The organism is Seonamhaeicola sp. ML3, assembly GCF_023273855.1.
GTDB lineage: Bacteria > Bacteroidota > Bacteroidia > Flavobacteriales > Flavobacteriaceae > Seonamhaeicola.
Genome location: NZ_CP096884.1, coordinates 3,310,447 through 3,329,469 on the forward strand (window position 1 = coordinate 3,310,447; position 19,023 = coordinate 3,329,469).

The window sequence follows — 19,023 nt, forward strand, 5'->3', positions numbered from 1 at the left end:
CATTTGCAATTCGCTACAGCCAACACACAAGTCCAAAATTGCAAAAGAGTATGTCTTTGCCAACGCTGAATGACAATCTGAATGGAAAAAGCCAGTGTACAACAACGTATATAAAAAATAGCGGTTAAATCGCTTAAACGAAACAAAATGAATAAATTAAAGGTCTGTGATAATCTGAAAAGTTAGTGCTTAAAATCCGCTACTTTTCATATACAAGACCGTTGTGGTTAATGTCCCAAAACCGAGAAAGTGAATGAACAAAACGATATTTGAGATTACCAAAATGGATTGTCCTTCCGAGGAAAATCTAATCCGAATGAAGTTGGACGGAATCTCAACTATTGCGAATTTAGACTTTGACATTCCCAACAGAAAGTTGACCGTTTTTCATAGTGGAGAAATAGACCAAATCGAAAAGTCCGTTCTCGAATTGAATTTAGGCGGAAAGAAAATATCGACCGAACAAACCGACCAAACGGCATTTAACGAAAACTCAAACCAGAAAAAACTACTCTGGACTGTGCTCGGAATAAATTTCGCATTTTTCCTAATCGAAATGACAACTGGAATAATCTCAAAATCAATGGGATTGGTTGCAGATAGTTTGGACATGCTTGCCGACAGTTTCGTTTATGGAATCAGTCTTTTTGCGGTTGGTGGAACTCTGACAAGAAAAAAACGGATTGCAAAACTTGCTGGATATTTTCAAATAACACTAGCCATTATTGGATTTGTGGAAGTCTTAAGGAGATTTTTCGGAAACGAGAAACTTCCCGATTTTTCAACAATGATTATCGTTTCGATTTTCGCGCTTATTGCAAACGGAATTTGTCTTTACATTTTACAAAAGTCAAAAAGTAAGGAAGAGGCTCATATGAAAGCAAGTATGATTTTCACTTCGAATGACGTGATTATCAATTTAGGAGTAATAATTGCTGGAGTTTTGGTAAATTGGTTAAGCTCAAATAAACCCGATTTGATTATCGGAACAATCGTTTTTGTTTTGGTAATTCAAGGAGCATTTAGAATATTAAAATTGAGTAAATAAAAAAACACTAACCACAACAATGGCTATAATTCAGCGTGGCTGAATTCATAAAATGAAACTAAAAACATTAAATAAAGCTGATTTCTATTGCGGAACGATTCTGCCGAATCATTCCACGCCGAAATCATAGCCGAGACCGTTAGCACACATATGAAAAAACGAATCTTAATCCATTTAATATTACTTTGCGTCTCAACCATTGGTTGGACTCAAAACTATAAACTGGTTGATTCTACTGTTTTGACATATCCGACGAAATTCGGGTCTACATCCAAACTTGCAAAAAGAATAAGTACAGATTTTTCAAACGATTTTGAAAAAACAAGGGCAGTTTTTTCTTGGATAGCTAACAATGTAGCTTATGACCCAAGTGAATATGGAAAGTTTGACTTTGAATATTCTTCAAAAACCGAACTTGAAAAAAAGGAAAAAGAGTACGAAAAAAAACTATCTAAGAGAGTTATTTCAAAAGGCAAAGCTGTTTGTGAAGGTTACTCTACTTTATTTAAAGTTTTATGCGATAAACTAAATATAAAATCTAAAGTAGTTACTGGTGGTTCCAAGACACAAATAAAGGACATCGGAAAAAGATATTACTCTGACCACGCTTGGAATATAGTGTTCATAGAAAACAAAAAATACCTTGTTGATGTAACTTGGGGAGCAGGAACTTATGAAAATAGATTCGAGAGAAAAGTAGATTACTTCTTCTTTTTTACAGACCCAAAACTCTTTATAAAAAATCATTATCCCGATTATTATGAAAATGCGTTATTGAATGAAAAAGTTAGTAAGAAGGAGTTTTTAAATGAACCTCTGATTTACGATTATACTTTTGAATTAATAAGCCCACAGAATGGAATCATAAAAAAATCAGAAGTCGACAAAGTCCTATTTCGGTTTAAAACTGACAAAGATGTAAACTCGATTTCATACGATTTAGACTCCAAAAATTACCCAGTAAATCAAATTAAAAGTGGTGGAACTTTGGAATTCGAAATAGATTTTACCAATTTAGAAAGACAGAGAGAATTAGTGTTCTATTTTGACTATGAACCTGTTATTGGATTTAAATTGAAATAAATACGTGTGCTAACAATGGCTATAAGTAATGCGGGCTGATGTTTTAGACGAAAGGGATTTTCTTATAGCATCGCTCACAATTTTGTAAATTGGTAAACAACAAAAAACAAATTTAAAAATGGTTCGCTTGGGTTCGTGCTTGACTGAAAAATAGCGCTTTTCTATCCCGCACTACTCATAGCCTAACCGTTACCCAACATTTGAGCAAACAAAATGAAAAGAATAATTTTAATTTCGCTTTTAATCCTTCCTCTTTTTGTTTTTTCACAAGAATTTAAAAAATCTGATTTAATTGGAAATTGGGAATTTGAATCGGCCGAAAAAAATACTGAGATTAGTAATGATTCATTGAGCAAATTACTCACAAAAGAATATGGAATTGAAGTTTTTGTTACTGATGAAAAAATTATTCGTTCTGATTTAAAAATAACAAACGACCACTATAAAGTAGATGAATTTGAATCTGACTCATGGACCATTTCAAAGAATGAAATTATTGTTAATACACCAGTCCCTTCGGACAAATTGGAATACTATAAAAAAACAACTGTTGGAGTAATTGAAAAATTTGAAAACGGAAAATACTATTTTATCGGACAGCAAACTCGAATAAAGATTCTGTCATTAAAAGAAAATGAATTAGTGATAACTGATTTCCCTTATAAATTGACTTACATTAAAAAATAATAAACGTTGGGTAACAATGTGTAAAAATAATGCGTAAGTTTATTCCTCAATCGTTTGTTAGTGCTCATTTGCTTGCGTCCGATTTTCCTTCGGAAAATCAAACTCTCTCAAATCCGCACTATCCTTACACCAACCGTTGGCGTGCATTTCAAAACAGAACGGATGAATAACAAAATGAATAAACGATTAAAATTCTATCTTGTCAATTTATGTCTAGTCATTCTAATGACTTTTCTGTTATTCCTTTTTATGAATGGAACAGGAAATGATTATCCGACTAAAATGTTTGGAATCTCAATTCTGATTTCAATACCAATAATATATTTTCAATATCCGATTTTAAATTTCAGAAAAAATTGGATTTATAAGTCACTGATATTTTATTTGAGTATGGTAATATTTCTATTCATTTTTGGAATAGTAATGGCTTGGAATGAAAAAGTTGGAAATAATGAAGCTGGAACTTGGCTTGCTCGATTTGACTCTGGATTGAGAATGAATATATATGGACAAATTTTCGGTGGATTTTTTGCATTTATAATTATCTCATTGATGAATTTTGGATTTAAAAACCAGTTATTTGAAAAATAAAAACGACACGCCAACAATGTATAACCGCAATTACGGCGGATTCGACTACGTCCGAATCCACTCGGAATTGCTAAAGTCTGTGCCAAAGCGAAAATTAATGCATAATAACCTGTAACTGACGGTTATACGAAGCCGTTACCTACAATCTGAACCAATTATAAACCTAAATTTATTTTGAAAGATTTAATACCTCTAAAAGTAAATAACGAATGGACTTATAAACAATTTATTTATGATAAAACTAAGTCCAAAACGACTGAAAAGATTGTCATCAATAAAGTTTCCGACTTAAAAAAACATGATGGGCAGACATGGTATTTGCTTAAAGAATTTGGTGATGAGTTTTATGTACAAAACACCGACGAAGGACAGATTTCTGCCGAATTTGACAAAAATACTCTAATTCAAACTTCACTGTTTCTAAAGAATCCAGATAGCATAGAATTTACTCCATTTGAATATACAGAAGTCACAAAGCAGAACGACCTAGAAGGAAACTCAAACATTCCTGACATAGATACTAATAAAATAACTCTAGTCTCTAAAGATGTTCCAATTATAATCGAAAACCAAAAGTACAATTGCCACGAATATGAAGTGAATCCAATATTAGAGGCTGACGACGAAATAGAAAGTTATAAAATCACAATGTATATAGAATTAGGAACAGGAATAGTCAAACATATAATCGAAGATGATTACGAAATAGTTACAAGCGAATTAATAAATAAAAAACTGTAGGTAACAAAGTATAAAAATAATGCTTAGTTTTAAGCTTAATCAAAGGTTAGTGCGTATTTGGTCACTCTGATTTTCCTGCGGAAAATCCTCGGACACAAAACCGCACTATTCTTATACCAACCGTTGTACACAATATACCAATCACATTCGGGATATGTAAAAACCTACTGAAAATGGGCTTATTTTGAATAATCCTCGCTTAAAAAGTTTTCAGAAAATTTAGTGCTAAAATTCCGCAAGAGCAAAAAATTACTCTGCGAGATAATTTCTTTGCACTTGCTACTTTTCGTCTTCGAAACAAAAAAAGCACCCTAGTAATAACAGAAAATCAGACTCTTAAAAATTCTTATTTAGATTTATTTTAAATAATTTGGTTATATCAAAAGACAAATATATTTTTGTCCAAAATTTACTATTTATATTAAGTCTAAATAAAAACAAATGAAAAACCTATTACCAATCTTAACCTTATTTCTGCTAACAAATTTAGCTTTAGCACAAAACGGCACAGTATCAGGAACTGTAAAAGATAACAATCAAGCACCTCTTTTCGGTGTGAATGTTTCTTTAAAAAACACAACTAAAGGCACACAAACAAACGAAAATGGAGAATTTGAAATCTCAAATTTGGAAAATGGCGATTACACGCTTTTAATTTCTTATCTAGGTTTCAAAACAAGAGAAATTCAACTTTCAGTTTCAAATAATCAAAACAAAAATTTAGAAACAATTACACTTTACGAGGGAAATGAAATTTTGAGCGAGGTTATTGTAGAGGGAGAACGTCGTAACAAATTTTCAAGAAAGAAAACTGCTTATGTTTCAAAACTTCCTTTAAAGGATATCGAAAACACGCAAGTTTATAGTACAGTTACTAATGAAATTCTAAAATCACAAATTGTTACAAATTTCGACGATGCGTTAAAAAACGCAACAGGTGTTGAACAACTTTGGACTTCAACAGGTCGAGGTGGCGATGGTGCTGGTTACTATTCTCTTCGTGGATTTTCCGTTCAACCACAATTGGTAAATGGACTTCCTGGTTTGACAAATGGAACCATAAATCCTGCGAACATTGAACGTATTGAAGTACTAAAAGGACCTTCTGCAACTTTGTTCGGAAATGCAGTAAGTTCTTATGGTGGACTTATAAACGTTGTTACTAAAAAACCTTACGTTGGAACTGGTGGCGAATTGTCTTTTACTTCTGGAACTTATGGTCTAAATCAAATCGTCGGAGACTTCAATACTGCATTAAGTAAAGAGGATAATTTATATTTTAGATTAAATACAGCTTACACTACAGAACAAAGTTTTCAGGACGCTGGTTTTAGAAAGTCATTTTTTATTGCACCATCATTATCCTACAAAGTAAACAACAGACTTTCTTTCTCTTTTTACGGAGAAATTACCCAAGCAGAACAAACAAACCCAACTTTCTTATTCTTGAATAGAAGTGCACCAACCGTAGCATCAAATCTTGATGAGCTTAATTACAATAACAAGTTGTCGTTTACAAGCAACGATTTAACACTACAAAATCCAACGCAGAATTACAGAATTGAAATGGATTATAAATTATCGGATACCTGGCAATCGCAAACGTTACTTTCCAAAAGTTCAACATCTACAAAAGGTTATTATTCATACTTATTTGATTTTGGGATTTTAGAAGGTAATACGTATTCTCGTTTTATTAATAAACAAAATGCAAATACACAAACAACCGATATTCAACAAAACTTTATTGGAGATTTCAAAATTGCATCTTTAAGAAATAGAGTTGTTATTGGTCTTGATTATTTTAATGAAACACAAACCAACAATAGCACAGGATATGCGTTTTATGGCAATGTAACACCAAATGGAGGTGCAAATGCAGACAATCCTTTTACACCAGATGTGGAAGACGATTTATATCCGCTTTCAACTTCAGGAGTTGATGCTGCTTTAGCCACACAAGGCGTTAGTAATGTAAAGTCGAAATATCACATTTACAGTTTGTATGCGTCTGACGTCATCAATTTTACAGATAACCTTTCAGCAATGATAGGTTTACGATTAGACCATTTTGATAATGAAGGCGATTTAGCAAATCTTGATGATGATTATGACCAAACCACTTTATCACCAAAATTTGGCTTATTATATCAACCAATAAAAGACAAGCTTTCTGTATTTGGAAACTACCAAAATGGATTTACCAATGTAGCACCTCAATTGGTGGGTAATCCCGATGAAGGTCCGCAAACTTTACAAACTTTTGACCCAGAACAAGCAAACCAATTAGAGTTTGGTATTAAAACAAATCTTTTTAATAATCGTTTAAATGCCACAATTAGTTATTATGATATTAAAGTGAAGGACCGTGTAATCACCGACCCTTCATCACCTTTCAATAAAATTCAAGGTGGCGAAGTAGTAAGCAAAGGTTTTGAAATTGAAATAAATGCCAACCCTATTAACGGTCTGAATATTAGAGCTGGTTACAGTAATAATGATAGTGAAACAACCGAGTCTGATAATTCAGAAATCCTAAATAGAAGACCACTTGAAGCTGGTCCGGAGACACTTTATAATTTTTGGGCAACCTATGAATTTCAAAATGGAACTTTAGACGGTTTTGGAATTGGATTAGGGTTTAATGGAGCAAGTGAACGTTTTGCGATAAACTACGAATCGACTGGCGAATTTATTCTGCCAAGTTATACGATTGCAAACGCTTCCGTTTTTTACCAAGCTAATAAATACAGAATTGGTTTAAAGCTGAACAATGCTTTTAACAAGGAATATTACAAAGGTTGGACTACTATAAATCCACAAACGCCAAGAGCATTATTGGCAAACATTTCATATCAATTTTAATTAGTCAAGTGAGAAAGAGCAACTTTTTATTCAGGTTGCTCTTTTTTAAATTTAAAATAATGACAGCTAAAAAATTCATATTTCAATTACATAAATATTTAGGTTTAACAACAGGATTAGTAGTTTTTATTGTGTCTATAACTGGTTGTTGTTGGGCGTTTAGAGATGAAATTGAAAGTCTTTATGATGACTATAAAAAAGTCACACCACAAGATCAATCAATATTAACACCAACAAAAGCGAAGGAATTAGCAAAAGAGATATTTCCAAACAACACTGTTCACGGAACTCTATTCAAAAAAGAAGATGATGCAATTGAAGTCATATTCTATGATGCCGAACCAGAATTTTATCAAAGTGTTTTCTTAAATCCATATTCAGGCGAAGTGATTCAAGTAGATAATCATCTTTCAGGATTTTTTGCATTTATTCTAAAAGGCCATATGCGACTTTGGTTACCCAAAACTATTGGCGAACAAGTTGTTGGAGTTTCTATTTTAATTTTCATATTAATCATCATTTCAGGTTTTATTATTTGGCTACCCAAAAAGCGTAAAAACTTAAAACAACGTTTAAAATTTGACTGGAAGAAAACAACACGTTGGAAACGTAAAAACTTTGATTTGCATACTGTGGTTGGATTTTACATTTGTTCACTTGCATTAATTTTAGCTTTTACAGGCTCAATGATGTCTTATAATTGGTTGAAATATGTAGTTTACAAATCTACAGGTGGCGAAAAAGAGGCACGTTTTATTATTCCTGAAAACCAAAGCCAAATCGGAGAAAGAGATAGTGATATTCCAATGGACTATTTAATCACAAAACTTTCAAAAGAAAACCCAAATGCAGAAAGTTTTGAATTACACTATCCCAAAACATCGGACGAAAGTATTTACGTAGAAGTTTCAAACAGCAAAGGAATTTATTACGATTCCGATTTTAGATTTTTCGACCAAAATACATTGGAGGAAATCGAAACACCGAGTATATACGGAAAATACGAAAATGCAAAAGTTGCGGACAAAATTCAACGAATGAATTACGACATACACATTGGAGCTATTGGCGGAATTGCGGGGAAAATTATTGCGTTTTTGGTTAGTTTGTTAACGGCAAGTTTACCAGTAACGGGAGTTATATTGTGGTATGGACGGAATTACAAAAAGAAAAAAGTTTTGGAAAACATTAAAGTTTAGTGCACAAATTACCATTCCACACACTTTTACACCAACGCTACATCCAAGTAAAAAAGAGTGTTCCATTACTTCGTAAAGAGACATTTGAGAAGAAAACTTTTGAGTAAGTTAGTTGCATATTTACTATGGCTTGTGCTATCTGGAATTGGGACAAATCATAAATAGAAAGTAAATACATAAACGGAATATATAGTGCATTAATCAAAGGTTTTGGAAATAAATACTGTGTACAACAATGTATATAAAACATAGCTATTACAGGATTTCCGAGAGGTTTCTGTTTCTTTATTAAGTCCGCCAAATTTTTATTTTTGTATATTTAGAAAAGAATAAATTAAACATAAAAAATAAAAATTCGGCTCGTGTTAAATCCGAAAAATTAGCTTTTATTTACACGCTACGTTTCATATACGTATTCCAAGATAAAATCCAAACTGTTTTAAATTTTTATTTAAGCCGCATATTGTTTCAATAACACATAGGGTGTTCCTCTTTTTACAACAGCAAAAGCTCTAGCTAAAAGTTTATTTCTAACATTGTTCAAAGCAATCATTTTTGGTTTTCCTTCAGCTACTTTAGATTTATAATACAACCTTAGTTCCTGGTCATGTTGTATGGCAGAAATACTAGCCATACTCAATAAACTTTTCATTTTCCTATCTCCAAGATAATGACATTTTTTACGTCTGTGAATACTTGTTCCTGAACCATATTCAAATGGTGCCAGTCCGCAATAACTTGAAAACTGCCTCCATGATTTAAAGCGCTTGAAATTGTGAGTATGATATATTAATTGGCAAGCTAAAACAAAACCAATCCCTTTCATAGACAACAATAACTTAAAACTTTTATTAAGAGACTCTTCCTTTGTTATTAGCTCATACAAGCGTGTCTCTGTTGCTTTTATTTGTTTTGACAGATAATCTATACTTCTCTTAAGGACAGTACAACAAACATCTGTAGAGGGGCTGTTCAGCAACTGCTGAGTTTCTTTAAGTGTTCCAATAAGACCAGCTCTATTTCTAACCAATTGGTCTCTTAAGCCTATCAACCTTCCCATTTCCTGAAATACAACACCCCTTAACTTACTAGGCTCTAATTCCTCTCTATACAACCAGGCATATCTAGCTATAATACCAGCATCTATTTTATCACTTTTCTCCCTTACCAGTCCACTGGAACGTTTAATTGTGATTGGACTCTCTTCTACATAAGGAACTGCCTTTTGACTTAGATGAGTAGCTAACTTTAGAGAATAGTTCCCTGTGTTTTCAAAACAATAAAAAACACGACTTCCCTCAGTTACTTTTTCTACCCACTTAAACATCCCCAAATACCCTTTGTAATCATTGTTAAACACTTTGTGTGCACCCGCTATGTGACATTTTACATCAATAGTCTTTTTTGATACATCAATCCCTACTGCTTCTTGATAATTTTTCATACTTTTAAAATTAGAACAATTAATATTGTTGCTTTAACTATTTCCTTTGGTGGGTTCTTAACAACCTGGTATTCCAATTAGTTCTTTGCAACCTTTAGAAGAAAAGAGGACTGGTACGTCTAATAAGCCATTAACTTGAAGACCGTTTTAGTTCTCCTCTTTTCTTCTATTAAATTAATAATTCAAAGTAAAGGAGACCGTAGAGTAACAAAAACTCCAATTAATCGTCATACAAAAAACATAACTAAAAAATCACAATATTTAATGAAATATCTAATATCTATATGCCTAACATTAGTATTAATTTTTCCCAATATGGGAATGGCATGCAGTATGTACAAACTAACACAAAACGGGAAAACTATAGTCGGTAACAATGAAGATTGGACTAGCCCAAATGGTCAATTTTGGTTTGAACCTGGCGAAGAAAACGCATTTGGTGTAATGTATATGGGGTTCTTAAATAATTTTGCCCAAGGAGCAATTAACGAAGCAGGTTTAATGTTTGACGGGTTTTGGGAGCCCTATTTAGTAGTAAAAAACACAAAAGATAAATTAGAAATCCCGATACAAGATGCCTTAAAAAAAGTAATGCAAACCATGAGTAGTGTTGAAGAAGTGCAGTCTTATTTTAATACAATTAACCTAACAATACTAGAAAATGGACAGCTGGTTTTTGTTGATAAATCAGGGACATATTTAATAATAGAAGGTGATAATATGTTTTTGGGGAATGAAGCTGAAAAAACCTTTTCCAACTTCTACTATTCGCAAATTAATTCTTTGGAAGATGTAGAATTGCCCTATTTTCAGAAAGGGCAAAATTTTTTAGCAAAAACCCAAAAAGTAGGGTCTATGAAATATTGTGTTGAGGCAATGGCAAACTTTGCGCAGTCTGGAGGTATCGCACCAACACAATACACCACAATTTATGATTTAAATACTTTAAAAATTAGAGTTCATTTGTTCCACGATTATTCCAATTATATCGAAATAGATTTAATCTCTGAATTACAAAAAGGGAATCAACGTAAAATGATTGCCGAACTATTCCCGAAAAATTCTAAAGGTTACATACACCACAAAAAATATAATAATCCTGAACACCCAACTTTACTCTTAGAAGAATTAATAGGAGACTACGAATTAACCGAACAAGATTTTCTGAACCAAGGTTTTAATAATATTATTAATGATTTAGGGTATGAATGGCTTATGCAGATTAAAAACCCAAAAGCAGCAATCAAAGTTTTTAAATATGGTTTAAGCCTTATGCCGAATAATGCAAATTTATATGACAGTCTTGGAGAAGCATATTATCTAAGTGATGATTTGAATAACGCCATAAAAAATTATGCTCAATCATTAGCACTTAATCCAGAAAATAAAAATGCCATTGCAATGATTTCTAAAATAAATCAGTTGAGAATAGAAAAGTAATTGAAAATAAAAAAAACTATTAAAAGCATTCTATAAAACGACAATTGGAGCGATTCCTGGCCTTCTACACTCATACGCAACCGTAGGCACAATTTGGTAAAAAATGTAACCCCAAATAAAAAACATAAGTCCTTAAATAAAATCTTCTCACCAATTATATTGACCCATTTTTACTAACAACATGAAAAACTTCATTAGCATAATTTTATTTAATATCCTAATTTCTAATTCACCGACTTATTTAAATGCTCAATCTATTATTAAATGGTCTAAAGAAACTAAACTGGATTGGTCGGATTTCAAAGCTCCACCAAATACAGATATTATTGAATATGCTCAAACATCATACAAAATAGAAATTGTGCCATCTGATGTCTTAGTAGATCAAAACAATAATATCCAAAACTATCAATCTCTTAGTGTTGTTGCTAATTTTTATCCTAATCATTCCTGGGTTTTTAAAAAGGATAATTATTTACTCAAACACGAACAACTACATTTTGATATTGCTGGATTATACGCTCTTAAAATGACGGTGGAATTTGACAAATTAAAAAGGAACAAAATTGCGGATTTCGATTCTTACATGGACATCTATAAAAAATTGTGGGCAGAATGTCGGAATATTCAAAAAAGATACGACAAAGAAACTAATCATGGACTATTAGCTGACATAAACAATAAGTGGATAGAAGAAATCACAACTCAAATCAATAATATTTAAAAAATATTTACAAGAGTGATAATAATTAATTTCTTCCAATTTCACCAATTCCAATAGCTTAAAAAAAATTATTCGCCCCAGTTTACTTTTTCAAATTTTTATTTTTTTTTGAATTTTAAATTAGAAAATTCAAAAAACATATGGTTGTAAAATTTCTAAATTCTTGTATTTCCAAGCATTTTTTTGTTTAAATTGCCTTCGTAATTATTGATTAACTCAAGGTCAAAACTGCATACGTTTTTGCATACGATTTTATAAAATAAGGGCTTATGAACCCGTGTAAAACCGCATTAGCAAAGGAATTACCTGAATTCATAACCCGGAGGTCTCGAGTTCAAATCTCGATCTCGCTACAATATTAAAGCTTGGTAAAACTATACCAAGCTTTTTGTTTTACGATAGTTTTTATGTATCCAATAAATACTATCTATACCGGTCATTTACTTGCCATATAGTCCTACCAAATAGCCAATAAATAACTCATATAATGTTAACGACAACATACCTTTAAATAAAAGCGGAATGCAAAATCTACCTTAACAAAATTAAAAGGTTATTTTTTCTTGTATGCCTTTACTCCAGCTTCTATTTTAACTCTTAAATAATTTTGCCTAGGAACTACCGGACATGAATACTTCGAATTATAGGCGCAATATGGGTTATATGCTGTATTAAAATCAATAACCATAGTATCCCCTTCTGGGATTCTAGCTTCAATGTAACGTCCACCTCCGTAACTTTCTTCACCGTTCGTTTCATCTAAAAAGGGTAAGAATAGATAATCTTCATAACCCTCTTTTTCTAGTAATCCTTGGTTTTGATAGATGTTCAACTTTAAATCTTTTCCTTTTATAGTAAAGGATAACTCTCCATATTTCACATACAGCGGACGCCTGTTTGTGGTTGTTTTCATTTTAAAAGGTTTTTCGTTTGGGGTTCTTTTAAAACTAGCTGTAACCACATAGATAGAATCAAACTTAAAGAATTCTAAAGCTGTAAAATGCTTTCTGTCTTTCTCAGTTAACGGAGTTTCTGTAGCATCTTTAAATTGGGCATTCATCTCTCGTTGAAACTCAGTTTCTCCTTGTATTGGCCTTTTGTCTTGACCACAAGAAATGAAAGATACAAACAACAAAAGTAGGGTTAGGTTTCGCATAAGTAATTTATTTTCTTTCGTTCAAATGTACAACTTAAGAATATTTTACATAGCTTTGAACTTTCAAAAGAATTTAATAATGAGACATTACGTCGCAATTTGTAGAAAGCAATGGATGATTTCCTTAACCAAAAAGGAAACATGTCGGGCTTGTTATATATTGTGATTATATGTTAATATAAAATATTGCAATGTTAAAAAGTCCGACTTCACAGTCGGACTTTTTTTTTGACTGTCAACCGTTCAATTAAATCAATTTATTTATGACTTAGAAAATTAGAAATCATGAAAACACTATTTAATAACTATGTAAATACTTTTAAAGGACTTTCGAAAGAAGTATGGTGGTTAGCTCTCATCACACTCATTAACAGAGCTGGCACCATGGTTATACCATTTTTATCCTTATACCTAACCAAGAGTTTAAATTTCTCCGTAAGCGGTGAAGTGGCCTGGATAATGAGTGCTTTTGGTTTAGGTTCGGTAGTGGGATCATGGCTTGGAGGGAGATTAACCGACCTCATAGGCTATTACAAAGTAATGACATACAGCTTAGTGAGTACGGGACTTCTATTTATTGCTTTACAATTCTTGGATACCTTTGTTTCATTCTGTTTTGGTATTTTTTTGGTAATGCTTGTGGCAGACACCTTTAGACCTGCCATGTTTGTAGCATTAAGTGCCTACAGTAAACCAGAAAACAAGACACGTTCTGTAACACTAATTCGTTTGGCCATAAACTTAGGGTTTTCGGCAGGACCGGCTATAGGTGGACTCATCATCACCACCATGGGTTATAGTGGCTTATTTTGGGTAGATGGTATAACTTGTATTTTAGCTACATTGGTGTTAATCAATGTACTGAATCCGAAATCCACAAAACCGTTAGATGATATAAAAGTTGAAAATCCAAAATCGGCTTATGGAGATAAAGCCTTCATCATTTTCCTGTTTGCTATGATGTTTTTTGGTATTGTATTCTTGCAATACTTTTCAACCATGCCAATTTACTACAAAGAGGCTCATTTTTTAACAGAACTAGAAATTGGTGTGTTGTTAGGGGCAAATGGATTTTTAATTTTCCTATTTGAAATGCCTCTAATAAAATGGTTAGAAAACACAAGATTTACAAAAACAGGACTGATGATTTTTGGTGCTATTTTAACAGGTCTTAGCTTTGTAATCTTAAATTTCACCAGTTGGACGGGTGTTTTGATTTTAGGAATGCTTTTAATGACTTTTGGGGAAATGATAGCCTTCCCCTTCTCTAACGCTTTTGCAATGGATAGGGCTAAAAAAGGCAACCAAGGCGAGTATATGGCTTTATACAGTATTGCATTTTCTATAGCTCATATTTTTGGTCATAACCTTGGTTTACAACTAATTGATAATATGGGCTTTGACAATACTTGGTTAATAATAACCAGTTTATCTGGGTTGTGTGTGTTTTTATTATTCTTTTTAAGACGTTATTTAAATGTTAAAAAGAGAAAAAAACAACAAGTTATTGAAACTGAGGAAGAAGAAATACTATGGATTTAAACCAAATTACAATTCCTTCTATAAATGTTGCTAAAGCAACTGAATTTTACCAAACCTTGGGGTTGCGGCTTATTGTGGACGCACTCCCAAGGTATGTAAGATTAGAATGCCCTAAGGGTAACAGTACGTTCTCTATACATGAGGTGGAGACACTACCAAAAAAGTGAAGGTATTTCAATATATTTTGAAGACGAAAATCTTGATGAACTCGTAAACGCTTTACAAAAAAAGGGAATTACATTCTCTTCAATGCCAGAAGACAAACCATGGTTTTGGCGTGAAGCGCACTTAATTGACCCAGATGGAAATAAAATTATTTTGTTTAAGGCTGGTAAGAACAGGAAAAATCCACCTTGGCGAATATCATAATTACTATTTAATGGGCTTTAACTCATTTTGTTTTACCACATCAGATAACACAATTTGAGTTTTGCTTTCACCATAAATAATAAGTTGATCGATAAAAGCCTCTAGATGTTTTTGGTTTTTTAGAACCACTTCCATTACAAAGTTCTCGTCTCCAGTAATACGGTAACAGTTTACTACCTCATCGAATGTTTTAACCTTTTCTAAAAAAGGTTTTAGTTTACCCATGAAAGCTCTTAAGGTTACAATAGCTTTTAACTGATACCCTATTTCAAAAGGAGAGACAACAGTTTTATAACCTTCTATTACCCCAAAATCTTCCATTTTTTTAATACGCTCTGAAACAGCAGGAGAACTAATACCAACTTGGCGTCCAATTTCGGCATTAGAGAGCCTGGAATTCTTCTGTAAACACCTTAAAATCTTTGTATTAAGTTCGTCTATTTGCATTTAAAGACATTAAATGTTAAAAACATATAATCTAAGGCAAAAATACAAAATTACTTTAAATATTAAAGTTGAATATAAAATCTTGTGAGTAATTTTGGGTAAATTGCAGTGAAATTTAGAAAGATGTTACACAATACCCCACCAAACCTATCGGAATTACCGATTTATAGAAAAGCCTTAGAGATTTTTGCGCTCTCTCAAAGTATTTCTACATACTTACAAGACGATTTGGCACCACTTAAAGAAGATGGCTCTGAGGATTCTAGTATTTATTTTTCTGGGGATATTGTTCAACAGTCTGTATCATTAGCACCTGAGATTGCCAATGCAGAACTGCAACGTCATTCTGAGAGAAAACACAAACATGTTGCTTCTCTTAAACAACTTACAAACTTACTCTATAGAAATTCTTATCGCTTAGAGAAATCCAGTAGTAATGGTAAAGATTTTTTACCCGTACTAAGAAATGAGCTTAAAAAATTTAAAAAATTACAGCGCAGCTGGATGCTGAGTTTATAGACGCTAATCTTAAATGTTTAATTTCCTTTCAATTTAAAAATAGCATTAAACGTCTTTTTTACATCGCCGTAAAAAGTGATGTCTAGATTTATACGCCACCTAGTATCAGATATTTTTTCTCCTATTATAATACCCATTGGGTTAACATTCTTTTTGGCAGCATCTGGAAAGTAACAAAAACATGATTTTGAATAGGTAACTTTTGCTGCAACTAACTCATCATCGGTAATTTTAAAACTATCATCGGTTGGGTCTATTTCAAAATAAATATAATCTGAAAAACCACCATCGTAAGCCATGGCCTCTTCATCAAAATGATATTCGTAAACGAAAACTGTTTTATAGCCTTGAGAAACCACACCCCTTTTCATGTAAGAATCTGGTAGTTGTTCAACCTCTAACTTACTAGACTCAAAATAATTATACTCAAATCTTTCTTTATCTTTTTCTGAAATATTACAAGACAATATAAGTACAGAAAGAAGAAAAGGAAATATTAGTTTTTTCATCAACAACATAGTTTCTCTTAAGGATGCCAATAACTCCAATAGGTTGCGTAAAACCAATATCATCTTTTTGATTGGGTTTACTCATAATAAAAACAGCGATTTTTTCTATCCGATTTATTAAATATTCAAAAAAAGTATGTTATTGTACATTATTTTTAAAAATTAGAATTAAGATTAGCATTACTACTTTTTTAGGCTATTTTTACCAACTGAAATTTAGCACCTTATGAATAAAATTACCATTTTAATAAACTGTAATGATCAACCAGGTATTATCGCTTCAATTACCAACTTCATTGCGCATCATAATGGAAATATTGTATACATAGACCAGCATGTAGATCGCGAACAAAATATCTTTTTTATGAGATTGGAAAGTGAATTCACATCAGAAAGCTTTTCAACCGAAGCATTTAAAGGTGCTTTTAAAGATGTATTGGCAGATAAGTTTGAAATGAAATGGCGTATTTATTCCTCTGAAGTGAAACCTAAAATGGCACTTTTCATTTCCAAATACGATCACTGTTTATATGATTTATTGGGTCGCTACAATTCTGGAGAACTTAATTTAGAAATTCCTTTCATTATTAGTAATCATAATGACTTAAAGCCTATTGCTGATAACTTTAACATTCCTTTTTATCATATTCCAGTTACCAAGGAAACTAAAAGTGAGGCTGAAGACAAACAATTAGAACTGCTTAACGAACATAAGATAGACTTTATAGTATTGGCAAGGTATATGCAGATAGTATCACCAAAACTAATTGATAAATACCCTAATAAAATAATAAACATACATCATTCGTTCTTACCTGCTTTTGTTGGAGCCAAACCTTACCATTCTGCTTATAAACGTGGGGTAAAGATTATTGGTGCTACCAGCCACTATGTTACCGAAGAGCTCGATGCTGGACCAATTATAGAACAGGATGTGGCTCGGGTTACTCATGCTCATTCCATATCAGATTTAATAGCAAAAGGACGAGACCTTGAAAAAATTGTTTTGGCTAATGCCGTTAAACTTCATGCCGATAGAAAAGTGATGGTTTACAACAACAAAACTGTTATTTTTTCATAACACATATTAATTGGATGTGACTTCATCCATTAGTCTGGTGTCTTAATTAAAAAGAACTCGTAATATTCCACAAAAAGAATGGAGGGATTATAAGTTTTTAAAGAAAAGACACCATTCTCCCAGGTGTCTTTCTATTTTTGTTAAAAAAATAAATCATGAAGAAAAAAATTGCGATTCTAATTATAGCCTTTAATCTAGTGGCTTGTGCCGAACTACAACACGTAGTGAACCAATTACCTCAAGGAGGAATTTCTAACGCAGATATGGCCTCGGGGTTGAGGCAAGCATTACATTTCGGTATTGATAAACAAGTGACTAAACTCACCCAAAAAGATGGCTTCTTTAAAAATGAACTAGTTAAAATTTTATTACCTGAAGAACTACAAAAAGTTGACAAAACCTTAAGAGATATAGGATTAGGAAAGCTCGCAGACGAAGGTTTAAAAGTGCTTAATAGAGCTGCCGAAGACGCCGTGAAAGAGGCTACACCAATATTTATCGATGCTGTAAAAGGCATAACCTTTGCCGATGCAAAAAATATCCTTTTAGGGAACGACAATGCTGCCACAGCATATTTAAGTAGTAAAACAGAAACGGCATTATACGCTAAATTCAATCCGGTTATTAAAAATTCGTTTTCTAAAGTTGGGGCAGATAGTATTTGGAAAAACCTTATTACCAAATACAATAATTTACCTTTTACAAAAGATGTAAACACAGACCTTACGGACTATGTCACTAAAGAGGCTCTAAACGGTGTTTACACAATGATTGCCCAGGAAGAAAAAGAAATAAGGACCAAGGCATCATCGAGAACAACCGATCTACTTAAAAAGGTTTTTGCTCTACAAGACTGATAACATTTTAAGAAAATAAATAAAAGAATACGAGTTAAACCATCATGGTTTTGAGAATTTTTTAAAATTATTTTAAATTTATTATATTTAGGATAATTTAAATAATCAACCATGAGTCGTTCAAACTTAATCAAGAGTCGGAAAGAAACTCTTAACAAACGTTACAAGGAACTTGTTGAGCAGGCTTACAACTTAAGACAAACCGATTCTGCACTAAGCGACTTTTCTGAATTCAAGGCCATAGAACTTTTAGATGAAATAAACCGCCTTAATTACCTATACAGGGACATGGCCCAAACGCCGCTCTAAGATTTACATTTCTTTAACACAATACCCACATCCAAGTTACATTAGTTTACGTATTTTAAAGTATAATAAAGATACGTTATGAACAATCATTTTTGTAGAGTTGGCAAGATCAAACCAAACTTTAGCAGTTTAAGTCTTAAGGAAATTGAAAAAAGAATCAACAACTTTGTTGATGACATTAGCAAAGTAGATCTTTCTAAAGATTTAAACGGAGTGCTTTAAACTAGGTAAACGCTTTGGTTAATCTTTAACCAAACCAAAAAAACATTACACCATCTACCAAAACTATTTTAGCTTTTGGGTAATACTGTTTAAACTCTTTTTTATGCTTTTCGGAAAAAGGGAAACGGTCTCTTGAGAGTAAAATTAAATCGACTGTTTTAATACTCATAAATCCTATTCAGAATAACAG

Annotated in this window: 19 protein-coding genes and 1 pseudogene; 15 read left to right on the plus strand and 5 right to left on the minus strand. The window is 32.4% G+C overall.

Going from position 1 to position 19,023, the window contains the following annotated elements:
* The first annotated feature begins 253 nt into the window (after window positions 1-253).
* From M0214_RS14485 to M0214_RS14515, 7 genes are all read left to right on the plus strand, one after another.
* Window positions 254-1,048, plus strand: a complete 795-nt coding sequence (locus tag M0214_RS14485; RefSeq protein WP_248723276.1) for a cation transporter — start codon at window positions 254-256, stop codon at window positions 1,046-1,048.
* 150 nt (window positions 1,049-1,198) lie between these two features.
* Entirely contained in the window at window positions 1,199-2,131 is a 933-nt protein-coding gene (locus tag M0214_RS14490; protein ID WP_248723277.1) for a transglutaminase domain-containing protein, read from the plus strand.
* A 213-nt stretch (window positions 2,132-2,344) separates the two neighbouring features.
* Window positions 2,345-2,818 (plus strand): hypothetical protein, encoded by a 474-nt coding sequence (locus tag M0214_RS14495; protein WP_248723278.1) that lies wholly within the window; start codon window positions 2,345-2,347, stop codon window positions 2,816-2,818.
* A gap of 249 nt (window positions 2,819-3,067) precedes the next feature.
* Window positions 3,068-3,409: a hypothetical protein gene (locus M0214_RS14500; protein ID WP_248723279.1), complete on the plus strand. Its 342-nt coding sequence runs from the start codon at window positions 3,068-3,070 to the stop codon at window positions 3,407-3,409.
* 174 nt (window positions 3,410-3,583) lie between these two features.
* Complete coding sequence (locus M0214_RS14505) at window positions 3,584-4,150, plus strand: hypothetical protein (protein WP_248723280.1); 567 nt, start codon at window positions 3,584-3,586, stop codon at window positions 4,148-4,150.
* Between the two features lie 441 nt (window positions 4,151-4,591).
* Window positions 4,592-7,015, plus strand: coding sequence for a TonB-dependent receptor (locus tag M0214_RS14510; RefSeq protein ID WP_248723281.1), 2,424 nt, complete (start codon window positions 4,592-4,594; stop codon window positions 7,013-7,015).
* A gap of 59 nt (window positions 7,016-7,074) precedes the next feature.
* Entirely contained in the window at window positions 7,075-8,214 is a 1,140-nt protein-coding gene (locus M0214_RS14515) for a PepSY domain-containing protein (RefSeq protein WP_248723282.1), read from the plus strand.
* A gap of 451 nt (window positions 8,215-8,665) precedes the next feature.
* Here the strand turns inward: M0214_RS14515 and M0214_RS14520 are convergent, their stop codons facing one another.
* Window positions 8,666-9,658 carry an IS110 family transposase gene (locus M0214_RS14520; RefSeq protein WP_248723283.1) on the minus strand — a complete coding sequence of 331 codons (993 nt, stop codon included), beginning with the start codon at window positions 9,656-9,658 and terminating at the stop codon, window positions 8,666-8,668.
* Window positions 9,659-9,922: 264 nt separating this feature from the next.
* Between M0214_RS14520 and M0214_RS14525 the strand changes: the two genes are divergently transcribed.
* Complete coding sequence (locus M0214_RS14525; RefSeq protein WP_248723284.1) at window positions 9,923-11,098, plus strand: hypothetical protein; 1,176 nt, start codon at window positions 9,923-9,925, stop codon at window positions 11,096-11,098.
* A 181-nt stretch (window positions 11,099-11,279) separates the two neighbouring features.
* On the plus strand, window positions 11,280-11,822 hold the full coding sequence (locus tag M0214_RS14530) for a hypothetical protein (protein ID WP_248723285.1): 543 nt from the start codon (window positions 11,280-11,282) through the stop codon (window positions 11,820-11,822).
* 553 nt (window positions 11,823-12,375) lie between these two features.
* On the opposite strand, the gene M0214_RS14535 is transcribed toward M0214_RS14530, so the two are convergent.
* Window positions 12,376-12,978 carry a DUF1684 domain-containing protein gene (locus M0214_RS14535; RefSeq protein ID WP_248723286.1) on the minus strand — a complete coding sequence of 201 codons (603 nt, stop codon included), beginning with the start codon at window positions 12,976-12,978 and terminating at the stop codon, window positions 12,376-12,378.
* 285 nt (window positions 12,979-13,263) lie between these two features.
* On the opposite strand from M0214_RS14535, the gene M0214_RS14540 reads away from it, so the two are divergent.
* Together M0214_RS14540 and M0214_RS14545 are read left to right on the plus strand one after the other, a co-directional pair.
* The gene (locus M0214_RS14540) at window positions 13,264-14,520 is read left to right on the plus strand and encodes an MFS transporter (RefSeq protein WP_248723287.1); all 1,257 of its coding nucleotides are present in this window, start codon (window positions 13,264-13,266) and stop codon (window positions 14,518-14,520) included.
* Window positions 14,511-14,889: pseudogene (locus tag M0214_RS14545) on the plus strand (VOC family protein). Before M0214_RS14540 ends, M0214_RS14545 begins: the two are co-directional and overlap by 10 nt.
* Window positions 14,890-14,892: 3 nt before the next feature.
* Here M0214_RS14545 and M0214_RS14550 read toward each other — a convergent pair.
* The gene (locus tag M0214_RS14550) at window positions 14,893-15,336 is read right to left on the minus strand and encodes an Lrp/AsnC family transcriptional regulator (protein ID WP_248723288.1); all 444 of its coding nucleotides are present in this window, start codon (window positions 15,334-15,336) and stop codon (window positions 14,893-14,895) included.
* 123 nt (window positions 15,337-15,459) lie between these two features.
* Here M0214_RS14550 and M0214_RS14555 point away from each other — a divergent pair, with 123 nt between their 5' ends.
* Window positions 15,460-15,855 carry a hypothetical protein gene (locus tag M0214_RS14555; RefSeq protein WP_248723289.1) on the plus strand — a complete coding sequence of 132 codons (396 nt, stop codon included), beginning with the start codon at window positions 15,460-15,462 and terminating at the stop codon, window positions 15,853-15,855.
* Between the two features lie 17 nt (window positions 15,856-15,872).
* On the opposite strand, the gene M0214_RS14560 is transcribed toward M0214_RS14555, so the two are convergent.
* Window positions 15,873-16,364: a hypothetical protein gene (locus tag M0214_RS14560; RefSeq protein ID WP_248723290.1), complete on the minus strand. Its 492-nt coding sequence runs from the start codon at window positions 16,362-16,364 to the stop codon at window positions 15,873-15,875.
* 226 nt (window positions 16,365-16,590) lie between these two features.
* Here M0214_RS14560 and purU point away from each other — a divergent pair, with 226 nt between their 5' ends.
* The 3 genes from purU to M0214_RS14575 all read left to right on the plus strand — a co-directional run bounded on the left by purU (window position 16,591) and on the right by M0214_RS14575 (window position 18,611).
* Complete coding sequence (gene purU, locus M0214_RS14565) at window positions 16,591-17,445, plus strand: formyltetrahydrofolate deformylase (protein ID WP_248723291.1); 855 nt, start codon at window positions 16,591-16,593, stop codon at window positions 17,443-17,445.
* Window positions 17,446-17,600: 155 nt separating this feature from the next.
* Window positions 17,601-18,302, plus strand: a complete 702-nt coding sequence (locus M0214_RS14570; protein WP_248723292.1) for a DUF4197 domain-containing protein — start codon at window positions 17,601-17,603, stop codon at window positions 18,300-18,302.
* 111 nt (window positions 18,303-18,413) lie between these two features.
* Window positions 18,414-18,611 (plus strand): Lacal_2735 family protein, encoded by a 198-nt coding sequence (locus tag M0214_RS14575; protein ID WP_248723293.1) that lies wholly within the window; start codon window positions 18,414-18,416, stop codon window positions 18,609-18,611.
* Between the two features lie 247 nt (window positions 18,612-18,858).
* On the opposite strand, the gene M0214_RS14580 is transcribed toward M0214_RS14575, so the two are convergent.
* Window positions 18,859-19,002, minus strand: coding sequence for a hypothetical protein (locus tag M0214_RS14580; RefSeq protein ID WP_248723294.1), 144 nt, complete (start codon window positions 19,000-19,002; stop codon window positions 18,859-18,861).
* Window positions 19,003-19,023: the final 21 nt, after the last annotated feature.